15 protein-coding genes are annotated in these 16,487 nt (G+C 55.9%); 4 read left to right on the top strand and 11 right to left on the bottom strand.

The features are described from left to right. Positions 1-8: 8 nt before the first annotated feature. From B0919_RS23950 to B0919_RS23925, 8 genes are all read right to left on the bottom strand, one after another. The gene (locus B0919_RS23950; RefSeq protein ID WP_078014841.1) at positions 9-4,412 is read right to left on the bottom strand and encodes a DEAD/DEAH box helicase; all 4,404 of its coding nucleotides are present in this window, start codon (positions 4,410-4,412) and stop codon (positions 9-11) included. Then, complete coding sequence (locus B0919_RS23945; RefSeq protein WP_078014840.1) at positions 4,315-5,439, bottom strand: DNA methyltransferase; 1,125 nt, start codon at positions 5,437-5,439, stop codon at positions 4,315-4,317. The genes B0919_RS23950 and B0919_RS23945 overlap by 98 nt, the downstream gene beginning before the upstream one ends. Before the next feature lie 191 nt (positions 5,440-5,630). Continuing rightward, positions 5,631-6,389 carry a hypothetical protein gene (locus B0919_RS23940; RefSeq protein WP_254846663.1) on the bottom strand — a complete coding sequence of 253 codons (759 nt, stop codon included), beginning with the start codon at positions 6,387-6,389 and terminating at the stop codon, positions 5,631-5,633. Position 6,390: 1 nt separating this feature from the next. Further along, the gene (locus tag B0919_RS24985; protein ID WP_139362365.1) at positions 6,391-6,723 is read right to left on the bottom strand and encodes a hypothetical protein; all 333 of its coding nucleotides are present in this window, start codon (positions 6,721-6,723) and stop codon (positions 6,391-6,393) included. Between the two features lie 92 nt (positions 6,724-6,815). Next, positions 6,816-7,466 (bottom strand): hypothetical protein, encoded by a 651-nt coding sequence (locus B0919_RS24980; protein ID WP_139362364.1) that lies wholly within the window; start codon positions 7,464-7,466, stop codon positions 6,816-6,818. Positions 7,467-7,478: 12 nt separating this feature from the next. Continuing rightward, complete coding sequence (locus B0919_RS23935; RefSeq protein ID WP_078014839.1) at positions 7,479-8,102, bottom strand: hypothetical protein; 624 nt, start codon at positions 8,100-8,102, stop codon at positions 7,479-7,481. Beyond that, positions 8,099-8,398: a helix-turn-helix domain-containing protein gene (locus B0919_RS23930; protein ID WP_078014838.1), complete on the bottom strand. Its 300-nt coding sequence runs from the start codon at positions 8,396-8,398 to the stop codon at positions 8,099-8,101. The genes B0919_RS23935 and B0919_RS23930 overlap by 4 nt, the downstream gene beginning before the upstream one ends. Next, positions 8,398-8,658 carry a hypothetical protein gene (locus B0919_RS23925; protein ID WP_078014837.1) on the bottom strand — a complete coding sequence of 87 codons (261 nt, stop codon included), beginning with the start codon at positions 8,656-8,658 and terminating at the stop codon, positions 8,398-8,400. The genes B0919_RS23930 and B0919_RS23925 overlap by 1 nt, the downstream gene beginning before the upstream one ends. A 102-nt stretch (positions 8,659-8,760) precedes the next feature. Between B0919_RS23925 and B0919_RS23920 the strand changes: the two genes are divergently transcribed. The 4 genes from B0919_RS23920 to B0919_RS25460 all read left to right on the top strand — a co-directional run bounded on the left by B0919_RS23920 (position 8,761) and on the right by B0919_RS25460 (position 11,855). Continuing rightward, positions 8,761-9,627 (top strand): helix-turn-helix transcriptional regulator, encoded by an 867-nt coding sequence (locus B0919_RS23920; protein ID WP_078014836.1) that lies wholly within the window; start codon positions 8,761-8,763, stop codon positions 9,625-9,627. Positions 9,628-9,795: 168 nt separating this feature from the next. Beyond that, positions 9,796-11,076 (top strand): tyrosine-type recombinase/integrase, encoded by a 1,281-nt coding sequence (locus tag B0919_RS23915; RefSeq protein WP_078014835.1) that lies wholly within the window; start codon positions 9,796-9,798, stop codon positions 11,074-11,076. A gap of 55 nt (positions 11,077-11,131) precedes the next feature. Then, positions 11,132-11,494 carry a hypothetical protein gene (locus B0919_RS24975; RefSeq protein ID WP_139362363.1) on the top strand — a complete coding sequence of 121 codons (363 nt, stop codon included), beginning with the start codon at positions 11,132-11,134 and terminating at the stop codon, positions 11,492-11,494. 130 nt (positions 11,495-11,624) lie between these two features. Then, complete coding sequence (locus B0919_RS25460) at positions 11,625-11,855, top strand: hypothetical protein (RefSeq protein ID WP_176133204.1); 231 nt, start codon at positions 11,625-11,627, stop codon at positions 11,853-11,855. Here B0919_RS25460 and B0919_RS23905 read toward each other — a convergent pair. The 3 genes from B0919_RS23905 to B0919_RS23895 all read right to left on the bottom strand — a co-directional run bounded on the left by B0919_RS23905 (position 11,820) and on the right by B0919_RS23895 (position 16,233). After that, complete coding sequence (locus B0919_RS23905; RefSeq protein WP_078014833.1) at positions 11,820-12,401, bottom strand: recombinase family protein; 582 nt, start codon at positions 12,399-12,401, stop codon at positions 11,820-11,822. The genes B0919_RS25460 and B0919_RS23905 overlap by 36 nt on opposite strands. 153 nt (positions 12,402-12,554) lie before the next feature. Next, positions 12,555-13,436: a hypothetical protein gene (locus tag B0919_RS24970; RefSeq protein ID WP_139362362.1), complete on the bottom strand. Its 882-nt coding sequence runs from the start codon at positions 13,434-13,436 to the stop codon at positions 12,555-12,557. Further along, positions 13,417-16,233 (bottom strand): tetratricopeptide repeat protein, encoded by a 2,817-nt coding sequence (locus B0919_RS23895; protein ID WP_078014831.1) that lies wholly within the window; start codon positions 16,231-16,233, stop codon positions 13,417-13,419. The genes B0919_RS24970 and B0919_RS23895 overlap by 20 nt, the downstream gene beginning before the upstream one ends. Between the last annotated feature and the right edge of the window lie 254 nt (positions 16,234-16,487).

Raw genomic sequence — 16,487 nt, 5'->3', positions numbered from 1 at the left:
TAATTAGATTACTTCCAGCGGGCCTCTACTTCGCCCCCGGCAGACAGAGTGAAGACTTGACGGTTAGCGCAGAACTCCTCCAAGTACGATTTAAGCGCACCGGCACTCTGCGAGACCTTACTATCGGCTGGCAGGTGATAAGCCAAGGTGTAGGGCATAAGGAGTATGCATTTGGCCATAGCACGGGATACCGCTACGTTGGTACGTTCCATCTGCATCAGAAACTCTTCCTCGCCTTGAATTACATCTACGTCACCTACGCCGTACGACACGATGATGGTGTGCCTCTCCCCTCCCTGAAACCGTTCGACGGTATCGACAGCGCCTTGTAATACCTCGTAGGCAACGCCGGGGAACAGCTGCCGGAGCTGGGCTAGCACTAAGGCGCGTTGGGCTTTATGCGGAGTGACGACACCAATGCCGTATTTGAAGAAATCTTCGTCAGTAAACTCAGTAAATGTGAACCCGGCAGCCTGCGGCGCTAATTGCGCCGCCGCTGCATGACGCAACAGGTAAGCCAGCGTAGCAACTTGCTGGGCTTCGGATCGGTTGGCCTGTGAGGAGCGCGTATCGTGGTAGAGCAGAGCTGTAACGGCACGGTCGGACGCAAGCACCGCCTCCAAAGCCGGGCGCAGGTCAGTGCTGGCCGACAGCGAAGCAGGTAGCGTGATGGCACCGAGGGGCTGCCGCAAATGCAGGCACAAATCGGACTGGCTGGCGCGAAGGTCTTGCGGGTAGCCCAGGGTGCGGGCGTAGTCCACGATGGCTTCGCAGGAACGGTAATTCACCAGCAGCGGCTGCTGCACGAGGTTGAAACGGTCGAGCAGGTAGTTGTGAATGCTGCCTACCAGGTGCTCGGCGCCGGCGGGCGGGTCGAGCGCGTGGATGGGGGGCATTTGCTTCGGGTCGCCCGCAATGAGTACCTCTGCGGCCGGTTTGAGCGTGGCCAAGGGCATGAAAGCCAGTTCGAGCGGTACCTGGGAGCTTTCGTCTAGGATAAGCAAGTCGAAAGCTTCCGGCAGACTGTCGTTGCCGTTGGTAAGGACGTGGGCCAGCTTGCGGGCGTTGTGGGCGCTGGTGGCAAAAATGGAAACGTCGGGCCCGAAGAAGGACAGCCGTAATTCAGGATCAGTCGCGGGGTCGGTCAGGCGTACGGCGGCCGCCGTCAGGTGCGCGGCGCCTGGCTCGGGCAAGGGGGTAACGGGCCGGCTGCGCGAATAGACCACGAACAGGTCGGCTGGCAACGCGGGCAGGTGGTTCAGCTCCTTCAGCAGCTTGTGGGCCAGCACTTCCACGGCGCGGTAGTTGGGACCGGTCAGCAGAATGTTACGGGGTCGGTGGCTACGGTTGGCTTCCTCGATGACAGCAAGCAAGTAAGCTACCAGCGTAGACGTTTTGCCCGTGCCGGGTGGCCCCCACACCAACGACAGACGCTGCTGCGCCACGGCTTCGATGGCCTGCTGCTGACTGGGGTCGAGTGCGTAGCTGGCGTTGCGCAGACCGGAGTAGTGTGTGGCTCGCGCGGCTAACGCGGCTGCCTGTACAGCACTACGTGGCGGGTTGGTGGTGACCAGCGCATTGGCCTGCCAGAGAATTTCAGCCAGCGGAGTAAGGGCGCTGGGCGTGCCGGTGGAACGGGATGGAGTTGTACCGAGTGTAACGCTGGCGGCTGGGTCGGGCGCGGCGCAAGCTGGATTGCCTACTGCACGCAGAATCTCGCATATCTCGTCCTCCTGGCTGTAGGGCAGCCCGTCCATCAGGAACAGCTGACCGTCTACCGGTAATTTGCTTTGGGCCAACAACTCGCCCAGTATCGTGGCCTGCTCGGTTGAGTTCGGGTTGCGCGGCAATAGCTCAATTCCGGCTTCAAGCGTTTCGCGGTTTAGGCGCAGACGCACCCGGATGAGTTGGGCAATACTGAGAAAATAGAACCGTCGAGCAGGGTCGTCGGCCGGAGGCAAGGGCAGGCCTAAGCTGTAAGGTGTTTCCAAGGGCAAGCCGGGCCGTTGCGCATTACCCAATACGAAATACTCGCCGTTGTCGTCCAGCTTGGTTTCGCGGGAATCGGGGCTGACCCGGTAGCGGAATTCAGTAGACGAATGCTGCGCTATCTGATCCATCAGCACCAAGGCCTTGTAGCTGGCTTCTAATGCTTCAGCAGGCAATACGAATTCAGCCTCCCGCTCCAGACGGGCAGTTTTAGCGCTGATTTCAGCCCACTGCATCCAGACCTTAGAGTCAAAGGCTACACCCCTGGGCCCAGTAGGATTTGTGAGGCTAAGGCGGATAGCGTCGCCCTGCAAGCGGGGACGAAACTCTGTGCGCAACCGGTCGGTAATTTCACTCAGGGCCCGTACCTGCTTGGCAAGGGCGCTGGCGTAATCGGCAGAGGCTTTGGATTTTGTTTTCAGCTCGTTGCCGCTGCGAATCGTACCCTGATTCTTCCAGACCTCGTAAATCCGCTCGCGGGGAATGCCGTTGCCGAAAGGGTCTTGGAAGTAGTTATCCATCCGCATGTCATAGCCGGGCTTGTGATAGGCCTCATAGGTGGCCCACAACGTAAATGCGTGGGCTTCGGGACCAAACACTACGCGCTGCGCCAACTCCCCGACGAAGACGATGTAGGGCGAGATGGCGCTGTCGCGGGGCAGTAACTCATCGGGCGGAAAAAGCCGGGCTATGGCCGGAAGCAGGCTCCGCCCGGGCTGGCCTAAAATGATGGGTAAGTGCCGGCCTACCGCAGCGCATAACTCCTCAAACTGCCGAGGTTCCCAAAAATGAATTTGGGTTTTGGGCTTTATGTCCTCGCCCGTTTTTCCATTATTCTCCCGAACCTGCTTTACGTCTTTGAATACCTGTTGAAACTTATCCAGAAATGAGTGCAGCGTGTGCCATTCACTCTGCCGGTTGTTGTTTTCAACAGTGGATTCAAACTGGTCGTGAGTGACCAGCCATTCGCCATCGGGCTGCTGCACGAAATGCACGTACCGAAAGGCAATACCAGTTAGGCAGCCTGCAGCCGCATCGAAGTTGATGACAATGAAAATTTGCAGGTCAATCCACCTTGCAAGGCCAGCCAACACCGCATCGGCGTCGGTGTCGGTGACACCTGTTTTGATGGCCTGGGCCCGCCGGGCCACAAAACGGCGTACACGTTTGAGAAAGGAATGTTCTCGCAACACCGGCTCATCGGCGTCGATGGCACACAATCCCGACAAGTCGCAAGTGCCGTCGGCTTCGAGCACCTGACGGGCGCCTTTACTGAGTTGTGGCAATTGGCTCAGGTGGTCGGACGACAAAGCGGCGGGCTTGCAATACCAGTCGGGATGTGCTTGCAACTTGGTTCTATCATCACCGGTAAGCCAACGTTCATAACCAAGCCAGTCGCAGTTACTACACAAGCCACAGACGTGGTAATCAATTGTTGTCCAGCCATGTGCCGCAGCCTGATTAAGAACCCGTAGCACATCCTGCTTCAGGAAGCGGACGACACTGGGTGCAACAACCGAAAACTCGACTTTTTCAAGCGTGTCTAGAATAACCTGAAACTTTTGCTCGGTAGTAACGCCAGCATGGCTGGCCAGCAACGCGTCGAGGGCCGGCTTTTCCTGGTGTGTCCATAGAAAGCACTCGTCGGACACGAAGTAGTCGTTCTGTAAGCCATTTTCCTCTAACCAGTTGGCCAGCACAATGCTGTACAAAACCACTTCAGCGGCGTAGCTCTTGTTACCCTCAGCAGTGTTTTTTACATCCACCACACTCAAGGCAAGGCGCGACTCCGTGGCGGGTAGGCGTCGGCGTTTGCCCATGGGCATGACTTCCCATAACAGACCAGTATTGAGCCGCACCAGCACAATATCAGGTCGCATTCCCTGCAGAGCCGGAAAATGAAGCACTTGCGTTGGGGTAAGCCCCAGGTTCTGCTCGAGCAGCCGTGAACGGAAATCTTCAGGCTCGATGGCAGGCTGCAAGCACAAGCCCGGAGTCGGCACCGCACGTAATGCGCGTCCCAAGTCTATCTCATCGAACTTTCCGTCGGCCTTCTTTTTGGCTTGCACGGTTGGAGTACCAAACATGTTGACCAACATGTTGTACTCGTGGTCCTCAAACTCTACGCCGGCCGCTGTTACCAACTGAATGTTTGGGCGGGCACTAAGTGGCACCGGAATACCGGCGGCCTCTAATACTGCGTGGCTGTTGGACTTAAATAATGAAAAGAATAGCTCACGGTCGCAGTTTGTACGCAGGTACATAGACAAGGTAGACTTGCCTATTTTGGCGGGCGGGAAAGAAGGCACTGGGCGGATATCTAAATTATTGACGAACCAAGTGAAAATCGTACTCGACGGCCGCAGTTGAAGCAGCGGCCATCTGAGCGGCTTGACGTTTACCGGAGTGGGCTGTTTGGGCATTGCGCACCGAAACAACGCGCCACGGAATGGTGGAGGCTTCCAAGGAGTTAAGCATCAACTCCCGGGCATCCGTTTTGGCAGATGGAATGATGCCGAAGCGAACATACATATGTAAGCTATCGGCTGTGGAACGGGCCATGTTGGCCCAAACCTGCCCCAACGATTCGGCGAAAACGGCTTTACCGGTGTGTTGGAGCTGATTGGCATTGCCGTAAGTAACGTGGTCTGGGCCACCCACGAACCAGTTTCGCAACCATTGGTCTTCCACATAGGTCCTCATGCCGTAGTAGGGTGGTGAGGTTACCACTACTGAGAAATCCAGAGCATCTTTGGTGATGCTGTCGGGCGAACGGGCATCTCCCAAACAAACATCATTAAAACTAACACTAGCCGGTAGAGGACTTGACGGAATACGCTCCAGCTTGCGCTGCAGAACGGCTATAACATCCAAATTGGGCGCTGTCAATTGCTTCTGTTGCCAAAACTTAACGGAGTATTCCGGTTTCGACGAGAAGGTTCGCGGCATCTGATTAGAGAAGTAAGCCTGATTCTCCGGCTTTTTGCTCATAGGCCCGTGTAGGCAACCTAACATTGCTGCACGAAGCATAATAGATGCCTCTGTATGCTTTTCGAGTGTTAGCAGCCCTTCTCGAATAGCACAGATTTTTCGCAGGACTTCTGGATGGTATGCACCTGTAAAGAAGTCTGAATTAGGAATATCTGACGGAATAATGGCATCTATAAACGAGCGAGCCAAATCAAGAATTGATGCTTGCTCAATTTGGCACAATTTGGCCTGCGCAATGGCTACTGCTACAGGAGAGGCGTCCACGCCTACGGAAGCCAGGCGCAAGGAACGAGCAGCAAATAACGTAGTGCCGCGGCCGCAAAATGGATCCACCACTTTGGCTTTAGCTGCTTTATGCTTCTGCAGTACCCGCATTGGGTACTCCAAGGGAAACATGGTAAAATAAGGGCAAATGGCGTTGAGCGCGTTTTGCGGTTCGTATGCTAGGCCTCTGGCCATGGGAAAATCTAAGTTATGTGGTATTGAGCACCGTTAAAAAAGAGACGAACCATACCGGTAGTAAAGTAAGCAACAAGGATTCGACAATGGCTAATCCACGAAGATACTGAAAGCCTTTTCTTTCAAAAAAGTCGAAGCAATGTGCACCATTGCAAGGAACGGACTTGTGGGTGCGGTATCAAGGACATATGCTATATATGGCTAGGATCGATGCCGTGGCGGTCGGAGAAGCGGCGCATGGCCTGCCGGTGGCGGTGTTCGATGGATTTCTGAGCGGCCTCGTTGGGTTGCCAATCGAAGCGAGCGTTGCGCTGAGTAGCCGCTTGCGTTTCGGCGCGCAGCTGCTCGGCTTTGTCGGCTGACAGCAAGCCGCGTTTCTGCTTCTGGTTGATGAGGCTCAGGCGTTGGCGCAGGTGGTCGGCATTGGGGTGGTCATCGGGAATTTGGCGGCCGATGCCGGCCACGAGGTGCGGGGTAGCTTGCTGAAGCTGGGTCAAGGCTTGGTGGGTGTTGCTGAGACAGGCGGCTTTCCGGTCCAGGTGCTGGTTCTCCAGGTGGCGGGCCTTGCGGTCGAAGTAGTCGCGAAGCATCTTGTAGATGGCGGCCACGTCGAGCGACTGGTAGAACTTGGTGCCGTGGGTGCGCGCCTCCTTCAGGGCCAGAATGATGTCCTTTAGGCTGTCGTGGGTGTAGGTCTGGGCCACGGTGTCGGCTAGCTCCATGATGTCGGCTGCGTCGGGCTTGTCGGGTACGCGGAGCGAGTCGACAAAGGCACGCAGAACGATGACCAGCAGCTTTACCAGGACCATGTTGCCGGCGGGGCCGTACTGCTGCTGGAAGCGCCTCTGCAGCTGGAACAACTTAGGTGCTTGTGTAGCGGCCTTGGGCGTGAGGCCCAGGGACAGTTCGGCCAGCCACTCGCGGGCGGCGGGGCTGGGGGTGTTGGCCAACTCACGAATCGTAGCGGGAGCGGTAGCCAGTTGCAGCAGGGCGTGTTCCGGGGTCGGCGGGGTCGGCGGGGTCGGCGGGGTCGGCGGGGCCGGGGCGGCCGGGCTGGTGGGGGCTGACGCCGGGGGCCAGTTTGAGGCGGTTATCGTGAGCATCGTTGAGAAAGAATTGAATGGCAGTAGCGCGCCAGTCGCGGCGTCGGGGCGGCTCGCCCTTTTGACGCCAGGCGCTGATTTTGGCGTGGTAGAAGCGTAGGTCGGCTAGGGCGTAGTCGGTGCCCTCAAAGGCGGCGGCAAAGTCCTCGTAGCGGGCTAACTCAGACTGGTCGAAGGACACTTCGGGGCGTTGCGCTGGGCGTCGGCGTGGGGTGGGACCGGGGCCAACGGCCTGAGCTGTAGCAGCGGCACGGATGGATTCGGCGTGCTTGCCTACCCCCTTTTTCTTTGGCGCAACTTTCTTTTTGGGGCTTCGCCTGGGGCCGGCTGTGCACTGTTGAGGGTGGCGGTGTTGTCGAGCAATTCCATCACTGAATGCCCTTCCCTTAGCGACCTTACCCCTATTTTTTTTTCGGTGCCGCTGCCCCTGTTTAGGCTCTGGTAGTTTATACCATCTTCTGTTTTACCTAATAAAGAGTGTTGTTGCACTTTTGCACCCGGTGGCCCCGGTTCAGTTGGTACAGAAGTGGTACCGGTAGCGTGGTTTACCGGGTGCATTTCTGCACCCGGTGGGGCCGTTTCACCTGGTACACTTTTGCACCCGGTGGACTGGTCTACTTGTTGCACTTCTGCACTTGGTAGAACAGCTAGAAAACAACGGCTGGGCTGGTGCTTGGAATTGCTCGGTTGGTAACGCAGCAGGCCCCAAGCTTCGAGGTCGTACAGCTTTTCGGTGTAGGTGCTCTTGTTGCCGATGCGGGCGGCCTGCATCGTGCTTTGGGGGTCGAGGTCGATGGCGGCGGGAAACCGCTCGGCGTTCCACTGGTAGAACAAGGCCCAATACAGGCTGACGTGGTGGGGCGTGGCGGCCGGCTGGCGCGTCAGCAGCTCGTGGGCGGCGCGGGTATGGAGGATGTAGTTCACGCGGCCAGTGCATCAGAGGTCGGCATGATGAGTGTGGAACACGGCCGCCGAGAAACCGCGGGGCGTGAGGCTGCGCAGATTGGCGCGGTTCTTCGAGCCGGGCACTTTATCGACCATCGAGCCCAGCACCGGAAACACCGGGCGCTTTTCGGGCATCTGGAAGCCGTGGCCGGTCCACAGGCAGGTGCGCTTGGTGTTGGCCTTCTGGTCCTGCACCTCGGCCGGCAGCCAGCCGGCGTACTCGCACGGATCGAACTGGTAGTCCGGCTCGCGCCAATAGTGGCGGAGCTGGCCGCGGGGGTTCTCGATGAAGTAGGGCGCCCCTACCCGCTCGCAGAAGTCGGCCGCCGCGCCCACCAGGTCCAGGGCGGCGGCCAGGCGGCGCAGGCCTTTCACCTTGAACAGGTGGGCGCCGGCGTTGCTTAGGTCGGTACAGGGCGGGAAAGCGGCTACGAAGGCAACCGGGCCGGGCCGGGGGACGAAGCGGCGCACGTCGCCGATCAGGCACACGTTGCCCTGCCACGTTTCGCCGGGCGGGTGTTGGGTATCGACGCAGTAACAGGTATAGCCGGCGGCAGCCCAGGGCGCGGTAAAGCGGCCAGAGTGGTCGAACAGAGAAACGACGGTGCGGCTCATGCGGCTTGGGCGGGCACGGTGGGGCGACGGAAACGGCGCGGGTACGCATCGAGGGCCGAGCGCATGAAGCCCCAGTCCCGTTCGTTGAGGCGGACGCCGGGCAGGCGGCCGGCGCGGCGGGCCCGCAACAGGGCATCCACGGACAGGCCAATGTAGGCGGCAGCCTGGGCTGTGGTCATCACCTGGTCGGGCGGTGGTGGTGGGGTGCGGCGGGCGGCTTCGGCCTGCTCCAGCTTTTCAAGGCGTGCGGTGAGGTGCTGGTACTCGGCCGCGCTGAGAATCACGGCGGCTTGCATCAGGCTTCAGCAATAAGTTGACGGGCACGATCCTCCAGCTGGCGGCGGCGGGCCAGCTCCTGTTCGGCTACCTCGATGAACGTTTCTGCTATGTCGTGACGCTGCACCTCCCCATTGATTGTCTTGTACACCAGCGACATGCTGGCTTTAACACCCCGTTCGTGCAAGCGAGTAAGCGTGGCCTGCACGATGGAGCTTCTTTGCCCTAGCTTTTCCAACAGTTGTCGGAGTGGTGTAATTTCTTTCTCCTTTTCTTTCATGTTTGTTGCAAGTTTACTGTATATTAGCGGAGCAAAGCTGCCCCGTTTACATCAAACATACAAACATATTTCTGTAACTTTTACAGAAATGCGTACACAAAAATGAAGGACTCTGAGCAACAGCCCGCGAAGGTGCCGGCAGTGGTTTCCAGGCTACAGGAAATGATGGCCCACTTCAGCTTGAACGCCAACAGCATGACCAAGCAGCTTGGTTATGCTGCCACGAGCAAGCTGTACGGGATTCTGCAAGGCTCGGCTCCGTCCTTCGGTACGCTCACGGATATTCTGGAACAATGGCCGGAAGTGTCGGCCGACTGGCTAGTGTTGGGCAAAGGCCCGATGCTGCGGGGCGGCGCAACGGATGCGGCTGCGTCGGTGCTGATGCAGCAAGTGCGCGGGGACAAGGTGGTCGTAGTGACGGTAGACGACAAGGGCAAGGAAAACACGGTGTTCGTGCCGATTCCTGCTCAGGCGGGCTACTCGCTGCAGCATAACGAAGCTGTGTACTTCCAGCACCTTGACAACTACCGGCTGCCTGGCTTTGAGCGGGGCGAGTACCGGGCGTTTGAGGTGGCCGGCGACTCAATGGAGCCGACCATTAATCACCGCGACGTGGTAGTGTGCAGCCGCGTCGATGAGCTACGGTTCGTGGAGCCGGGAGAGGTGTACGTAGTCGTTACGCCGGAGTCGGTGATGCTTAAACGGATTAAGACGCGGGTGCGCAGCACAGATACCGAGGTAACGTTACACTCCGACAATCCGCACCGCCTGCCCTACGGCATGGAAACCCGAGACATCGTAGAGCTGTGGCGGGTACGCGGCTACGTATCGAGCTACATTCCCAGCGCGCCTGACGTGACAGTAGAACGGCTTTGGGAGGTAATTGAGGCGCTAGGCTTCGATAAGGGAGAGATACGCCGGCACTTGATGGAAAATGGTCCCAATTCTGCCCCCACCACTCAAAATTAACACTTTAACCTTTTGACATAAAGGGCATTAACACGACTGGATTTATCCCGGCTCTGGGTACTCTTTAGCCTAAATAGGGCTAAAAAAGGCGAGAAACGGCCTCTGTTGCATCTGCAGCGGGGTCGTTTCTCGCCTTTTGGCGTTTCGGCGTTTACCCACTGTTTACCCATGAAATTTTCCGCCAAGATTGTGTTGCGGCAGCCGGCCCGGAAGGACGGCACCTGCCTGATCCGCCTGCAGGTAATTCTCGACCGGAAAGTGGTGCCCATCGGCCTCGATGTTTTTTGGCATCCCGCGCTGTTCGACGAAGCGCAGGGCGTCTGCCTGACGGAGCTGCCGGTGGCGCAGCGAAAGGCAGACTATAAAAAAGTGCTGGCCGTGGTCACGGCCTGGGCCGGTGGCTCCAAGGCGGCGCTGGAGAAGCAGGCCAGCGACATCAACCTGGTTATCGGCCGGGCCAAGGCCAACGAGATATTCATCAGCTACCGCCTCGATGAGAGCGGGCTGAACGCCGAAACCTTCCTGCTGGCCTACAACACCGAGGCCAGCCGCAACGACTTCCTCGACTACATGGAGAAGAAGATCGAGTACCGGTTCCGCAAGGGCAAGGGCCACCGGCACGGCATCAGCGAAAACACCCGGAAGAACCACACCAGCACCCTCAACGCGCTGCGGGCCTTCCGGCCTCGGCTGCCCTTCTTCCTGCTCAGCCCGAAGCTCATCGACGACTACCACGAGTTTCTGCGCCGGCGCATTAAGTCCATCAACACCATCTGGGGCCGGCACAAGGATGTTAAGACTTACCTGGAATTCGCCCGCAAGGAGAAAATCAAGTTTGAAGACCCGTACGAGGACTTCGACAACAAATCAGCGCCGGGCCAGTGGAAGCCGCTGCGCACGGCGGAGTTCCGCGCGCTCGAGGAGCACTACCGCACCCTCAAGCCGGGCACCAGTCGCCGACGCGTGCTGCAGAAGTTCCTGTTCAGCTGCAACAGCAGCCTGCGCCTGGGCGACCTGAAGGCCATCCAGCACGCCCGTTTCGACGGGGCGGAAATGGTATTCAAGATCCAGAAGACCTACGAGGATAAAATGCGCGATATGATGCTGCCGCTCACGCGCAAGGCCATTCGCTACCTGGAAGACTCGCGCATCGAGAACGGCGTCGAGGGCTTCTACAACTACACCGACCAGGCCTCCAACCGTATCCTGAAGAAAATTGGCGCCGAGCTGGGCATCACCACGAGGATGCACCACCACGTTGGCCGCGAAACCTTCGGCACCGAGTTCATCCGTCGCGGCGGCAAAGTCGAAGTACTGCAGAAGCTCATGGACCACTCGAAGATTACCACGACGATGAAGTACGTGCACGTCGACGACGATATGAAGCGCGACGCCATCCGGATGCTCGATGAGCAGGATGAAAACTATCCTATGATGATGGTGAGCTAAATCTCTTTCAATAGCTTCGTAACAGCTTTTTCACCCTCATAATCACCTCTGCACAATGCCCGAAATTAAATTTTCAGTCAGTCCATTTGGTGCTCCGACTATTGAAGTCGAAGGAATTACGCTTCAACGGTTTGGCGCCTATAATGATGAAGAAGTCACATTGATTGTTGCCACCAATACGCAGGTCGGTCCTATTTCAAAGGGCCCCGGCATCCAGGTAGGTCACGTCGTGATGACGCCCACACCCCCAGCTGACCAACAGTACACCTTCAAAAAGGGCTCGAAAGAGGAGCACACCATCACTGCTAACGGCAACACTTATTCCGTGAAATTTCTTGAAGCCGGTGAGGAATTTGTGATTCCAGTAAGCACCACCCAGAAGTTTCGCTTCTACCGGTTTCAAGTCGAAAAACAGTAGTCGCAACAAAGAAAAAGCCCCGCAACAGGTTGTTGTGGGGCTTTTTTACGGCTTGACGCTAAGCACGCCCTGTATTTAAAACCCTTTTTGCGGGTAGCTTTACGGATTCACTAACCACTGTCACAGCCAAATGCAAGTCGACCATCCTACTCCGTTTGATGTGTTTATCACCCCTACCAAAGACGCGGCCGCAACGAGCGGTTTTAACCTGGTCGTCGTAGGTGCCGGCGCCTTTCCCATCACCAAGGAACATATCAAGACGCTCGAAAGCCAGGCCCGCATGTCAGCTAATGTTATTCCCGCTGATCTCGCTGCGGCTGGCCTCTTAATGATCATGCTTCGCCGGGAGAGCCTCCAATAGCTTCCGGTAGCGCTTTACCGTTGACTCGCTCAGCCCGGTAACCTGCACGATCTGCGAGGGCGACATGTTGGCCTTCAGCGCTGTTTCTACCTTCGCAAGCTGCTTCGGATCAACACCAGGACGGCGGCCCATGTGCGTGCCATTGGCTTTGGCCAGTGCGCGCCCATGGGCCGTTTTTTCGTTTGTCTCCTCCTTGATGTACTGAGCCAGGCCGCTGAAGACGGTCAGGATCATCTTGCCGGCCGGCGTGGTGCTGTCCACTCCCAAGTCGAGGGCCACGAAGCGAATGCCCTGGGCGTTGAAGTCGTCGAGCAGCTGGATCAGGTGGGCCAAGTTGCGGCCGAGGCGGAAGAAGCGGCTCACCGTGACGGTGTCGCCTGGGCGTAGCAGCTGCAGCAGCTTGTCGAGCTCGGGGCGCGTGGTGCTGGAGCCGGTGATTTTCTCGGCGAAGATCTGGTCGACGCCGGCGCGCTGCAGCGCGTCGAGTTGGGTGGCGAGGTTCTGGTCTTCGGCCGATACCCGGGCGTAACCATAGTTGCGTTCCATACAGGTCAGAAAGAGGGGTTCACAAAGCTAGACCGCTAAACGAAGCTGGCCCCACTTTCTGAACCCCTATTTTGGCGCGACCCTGTAGCTCGGCGCCGGCGAAGTGGTGGGGGGCCGAAAGGTGTACCTTTCTGGCCCTAAGAAATTAAACTGCTACGACCAGAGCAATGCCTCAGGCATGTCTTCAAACAACTGCTTAATCTTTCTGAGAGACTGGTGTTGCAATTGCATTTCACGCCAGACCGTAGGGTGAGCGTAATTCAGAATACTTGCCTTAGTAGCTTCCTTCATACGCTGTCGTTCCACTTCAAAGCCCAGGGTTCTGTCAACCAAATCTGGATCTTCGACTATTTCTTCTAAGTCGTCATACGTCTTAGCTCCTAATAAACTCTGGTACCGTTTTAATCGGTGTTGAAAAAACTTCAAAGCAGCTTTGCGGGCTTCTACAACTGCTTTTCGGGTGCCTATTTGTAATATTTTCAACGTATAGTAGGCCTTAGCTATATCGCGTGGATCGGTGAGAGCAGGATGAATAGCTAAGTGCAAGGTACTATCCGTCAGTTGAAGTTGTATATACTTTAATGGGTCATCTATTCGAGGGTTTATAAAAGCAGCATCGTCAGATGGAGGCTGTTTACCTCGCTCCATTTCTACAGCAGTAGAAGAACCTGATGGCGCAAATACTGCGAACTGATCAAGCTTATGCCGGGTGTTACAGGTCTTACATGCCAACAAATAATTATCCCATAAAAATGTTCGCTCTGGGAAGAACGTCTTCGGGTATATATGCTCGACGTCGCTAGCTTCATTTTGCTCGCAATAATTGCAGATTTCAGTACTTACACACATTTCACATAAAATAGTGTGTATTTCTAAAAACGCTGCTTCTCCGCTTTTACTACCTTTCTTACCGTCCCATAAAGTTTGTGCACGATCTGCTCGTTTACTGACTATAAGGCTGTCAATAGCAGCTTGCTTATTAGCTAAGTGTCGAAATGTGACAGCACTTAGTAAGTCAGATTTCAATTTCAGCATCGATAGAGAGGAATAGTTGACGCAATTCGCGAAGACGTGATAATTCTGATGACGTTGCTTTGCCTGCTAATTCTCTAGCACTCAGTCGTTTTCTTTCAGCAAGTAGCTCTATAGCTTCGGAGGGTTGCTCTACCTCTTCTCCACCGAATAAACCTGTTCCGTAAGCATCTAAGACGCTGCCTAGTCGCAAGCGGTCCCGTTCAATTCCTATTACCTCTTCAACTTGTTGGCCCTGTCCTGGAGTAGGCAAACGCCATATACTACCTGACTTTTCGGTAACAGCACGACAAACAAGCGGACTATGTGTAGTAACAATGAATTGAATTTTAGGAAAGCAATTGGTGAACCACTGACCAATTCGTGTTTGCCATGTGGGATGTAGATGAGTATCTACTTCATCTATTAGTACTACTCCTGGAAGCTCAATAACAGCATGTTTACCATTAACCGGAAAAACAGAAGCTAATCCATAGACTCTGATAAGTTGGCGAATAAGCTCGAACGCCAAGCTCAGAATAGATCTAAATCCATCTGACAGTTGTGTTACTGTGACTGCATGGCCATTTCCATCACGGAAAATAGGTCCTTCTGTTGACATACCTTTGAACTCAGCTCCTGCTGGCAGCAACTTGCTTTCATTAATGAAAGAGCGAAGCCTTTGAGCAAGCCATTCATTATCGTCAAGAGGTAACTTCACTGTTTCGCTCGGCTCAATTCTAGTACTTGAAATATTTTGCTTAGGCTTTCGCTTCAAAGCAAATTGTTCGAATAACTTCTTGATTTCATCTGACTGGTTGGTTACTTCTAGTAGAGAAGCCAAACTATTTAGGCTGTTTACCAGACTTGGGTGATCAAGGTCATAAATAGATGCATCAATAGCTAGGGCCCGGCGCATGAGCGGCTCAGCATCGGCCAGCCGGTTGGTGTCGCGGAGCAAGAGCGCCAAATTGCTGAGACTTAATGCAACGTCAGGATGGTTCGGCCCATAACCGGCCTCAACAATAGCTAGGGCCCGGCGCATGAGCGGCTCGGCCTCAGCCAGCCGGTTGGTGTCGCGGAGCAGCATTGCCAGATTGTTCAGACTGGTCGCCACGGCGGGGTGGTTGGGCCCGTAGCTGGCTTCGTCGATGGCCAAGGCCCGGCGCAGAAACTGCTCGGCATCAGTTAGTCGCTTAGTATCTAAGAGCAGCAGTGCCAGATTGTTAAGATTGGTAGCGACGGTGGTGTGGTCGGGGCCGTAGCTGGCTTCAGCAATGGCCAGGGCCCGACGCATGAGTTGCTCGGCCTCGACCAGTCGGTTGGTGTCTTTGAGTACCGAGGCCAAATTATTAAGGTTAGTCGCCACGGCGGGGTGGTCGGGGCCGTAGCTGGCTTCAGCAATGGCCAGGGCCCGGCGCAGGAGCGGCTCGGCCTCAGCCAGCCGGTTGGTGTCTTTGAGCAAAAGCGCCAAATTGCTTAGATCAACAGCGACCTCGGGATGATCGGGTCCGTAGCTGGCTTCGTCGATGGCCAGGGCCCGGCGGATGAGCGGCTCAGCCTCAGCCAGCCGTTCGGTTTCCTGCAGCAGCATTGCCAGATTGATCAATACAGTCGCCACGGCGGGATGATCGGGTCCGTAGCTGGCTTCGTCGATGGCCAGGGCCCGGCGGATGAGCTGCTCGGCCTCGGCCAGCCGGTTGGTTTCCTGCAGCAGCATTGCCAGATTGTTCAGACTGGTCGCCACGGCGGGATGATCGGGTCCGTAGCTGGCTTCGTCGATGGCCAGGGCCCGGCGCATGAGTGGCTCGGCCTCGGCCAGCCGGTTGGTATCGCGGCACAGTAGACCTAAATTATTTAGTCTGATCGCCACGGCGGGGTGGTCGGGGCCGTAGCTGGCTTCAGCAATGGCCAGGGCCCGGCGCAGGAGTGGCTCGGCCTCGGCCAGCCGGTTGGTGTCGCGTAGCAGAAGACCTAAATTATTAAGGCTGGTCGCTACCAAAGGGTGGTCGGGACCATTCATTTTCTCAGTTATTGCCAGGGCCCGGCGCAACAATGATTCCGCTTCTTGAAAAAGGCTATTCTTTCTCAACCTATCAGCGATATCCCATAGCTGTTCAACTTCTTCAAGAACAGCGCTTTCCAGGCCGCTTGGTAGATTGTTTTCATCTGTCAGGTTAAGATGACTAGTGTCCTGCCTGACCTTTTTCTCTCTTGTTTTTAATTGCTGATAGTCAATTTCCTGCAGCCAACGAAGTGCCTCAGTTAAAGCAACATCCTCACCGAATACCGATAAGTGCCCCCCGCAACGAGGTGAAGACAGGTAGACTTTATCATGCTCAGCGTCCCCCCCAGTAAATCTTCTAAAAGGCCCAAAGCCGGCAGAGAACCACCCTTTTGTTGTAGCACCCCAAAGATGCATAGTAGGGTCCGGCCTATTTTGCTCATCGGCTACCGCTTCTACTATTGCAGGCCCACCCAATATCCCTCCTAATGGACGAGCAGTTTGGATGATAACCTTTGCTCTTATTTGCTTGGCTTTGCTTCGCCCCTTGATAGAATCAAACCTGATATCCCTATCGATAAACAGTTCTACATAGCCCTTTTTTGTGTCTTTATGTAGCCACTCCGCGAAGTTTGGATGGGCGGCACGTACCTCAGTGGGACCGATCATTCCCAGCGATAGCGCGCGAATCAAAGTAGATTTGCCAGCGCCGTTGTCACCAATAATAACATGCCAGCCAGCAGGTTGGTCAGGGAATGACATCTCGAAGCGCTTAAGTGCCCGAATGTTCTCTATGGTTACTTTGTTTAAGTACATTCTCAGCGAGTCATACTGATGGATAATGCAAAGTAATCATTCGCTTCCTCGTCTTGAAACCACCGTTTCTCGAACACTTCCGCACCATGCCAAAAAGCATCCTAATGCAAGGCTCTTAGCCCCTTTTTATAGCGGATTCATGAACGATGTACATGATAACCACAATGGTTGAACCAGGCTTTGGCATCCTTGCTGGAAATCCACTCAACCGCGGTTTGGATAGCCGCCTCCAGTGCTTCACGGGTACGGGCCTG

It is taken from the genome of Hymenobacter sp. CRA2, from assembly GCF_002007105.1.
Taxonomy (GTDB): domain Bacteria; phylum Bacteroidota; class Bacteroidia; order Cytophagales; family Hymenobacteraceae; genus Solirubrum.
This window is presented reverse-complemented; position numbering and strand designations above follow the sequence as displayed.

Bases quoted from the DNA above. Each gene is read 5' to 3' on its own strand.
- B0919_RS23945 (WP_078014840.1), bottom strand. From the start codon at position 5,439: ATGGCCAGAGGCCTAGCATACGAACCGCAAAACGCGCTCAACGCCATT.
- B0919_RS23895 (WP_078014831.1), bottom strand. From the start codon at position 16,233: ATGTACTTAAACAAAGTAACCATAGAGAACATTCGGGCACTTAAGCGC.
- B0919_RS23930 (WP_078014838.1), bottom strand. From the start codon at position 8,398: ATGCAAGCCGCCGTGATTCTCAGCGCGGCCGAGTACCAGCACCTCACC.
- B0919_RS24970 (WP_139362362.1), bottom strand. From the start codon at position 13,436: ATGCTGAAATTGAAATCTGACTTACTAAGTGCTGTCACATTTCGACAC.
- B0919_RS24975 (WP_139362363.1), top strand. From the start codon at position 11,132: ATGCCCGAAATTAAATTTTCAGTCAGTCCATTTGGTGCTCCGACTATT.
- B0919_RS23905 (WP_078014833.1), bottom strand. From the start codon at position 12,401: ATGGAACGCAACTATGGTTACGCCCGGGTATCGGCCGAAGACCAGAAC.
- B0919_RS23915 (WP_078014835.1), top strand. From the start codon at position 9,796: ATGAAATTTTCCGCCAAGATTGTGTTGCGGCAGCCGGCCCGGAAGGAC.
- B0919_RS23950 (WP_078014841.1), bottom strand. From the start codon at position 4,412: ATGCCCAAACAGCCCACTCCGGTAAACGTCAAGCCGCTCAGATGGCCG.
- B0919_RS25460 (WP_176133204.1), top strand. From the start codon at position 11,625: ATGCAAGTCGACCATCCTACTCCGTTTGATGTGTTTATCACCCCTACC.
- B0919_RS23920 (WP_078014836.1), top strand. From the start codon at position 8,761: ATGAAGGACTCTGAGCAACAGCCCGCGAAGGTGCCGGCAGTGGTTTCC.
- B0919_RS23925 (WP_078014837.1), bottom strand. From the start codon at position 8,658: ATGAAAGAAAAGGAGAAAGAAATTACACCACTCCGACAACTGTTGGAA.
- B0919_RS23935 (WP_078014839.1), bottom strand. From the start codon at position 8,102: ATGAGCCGCACCGTCGTTTCTCTGTTCGACCACTCTGGCCGCTTTACC.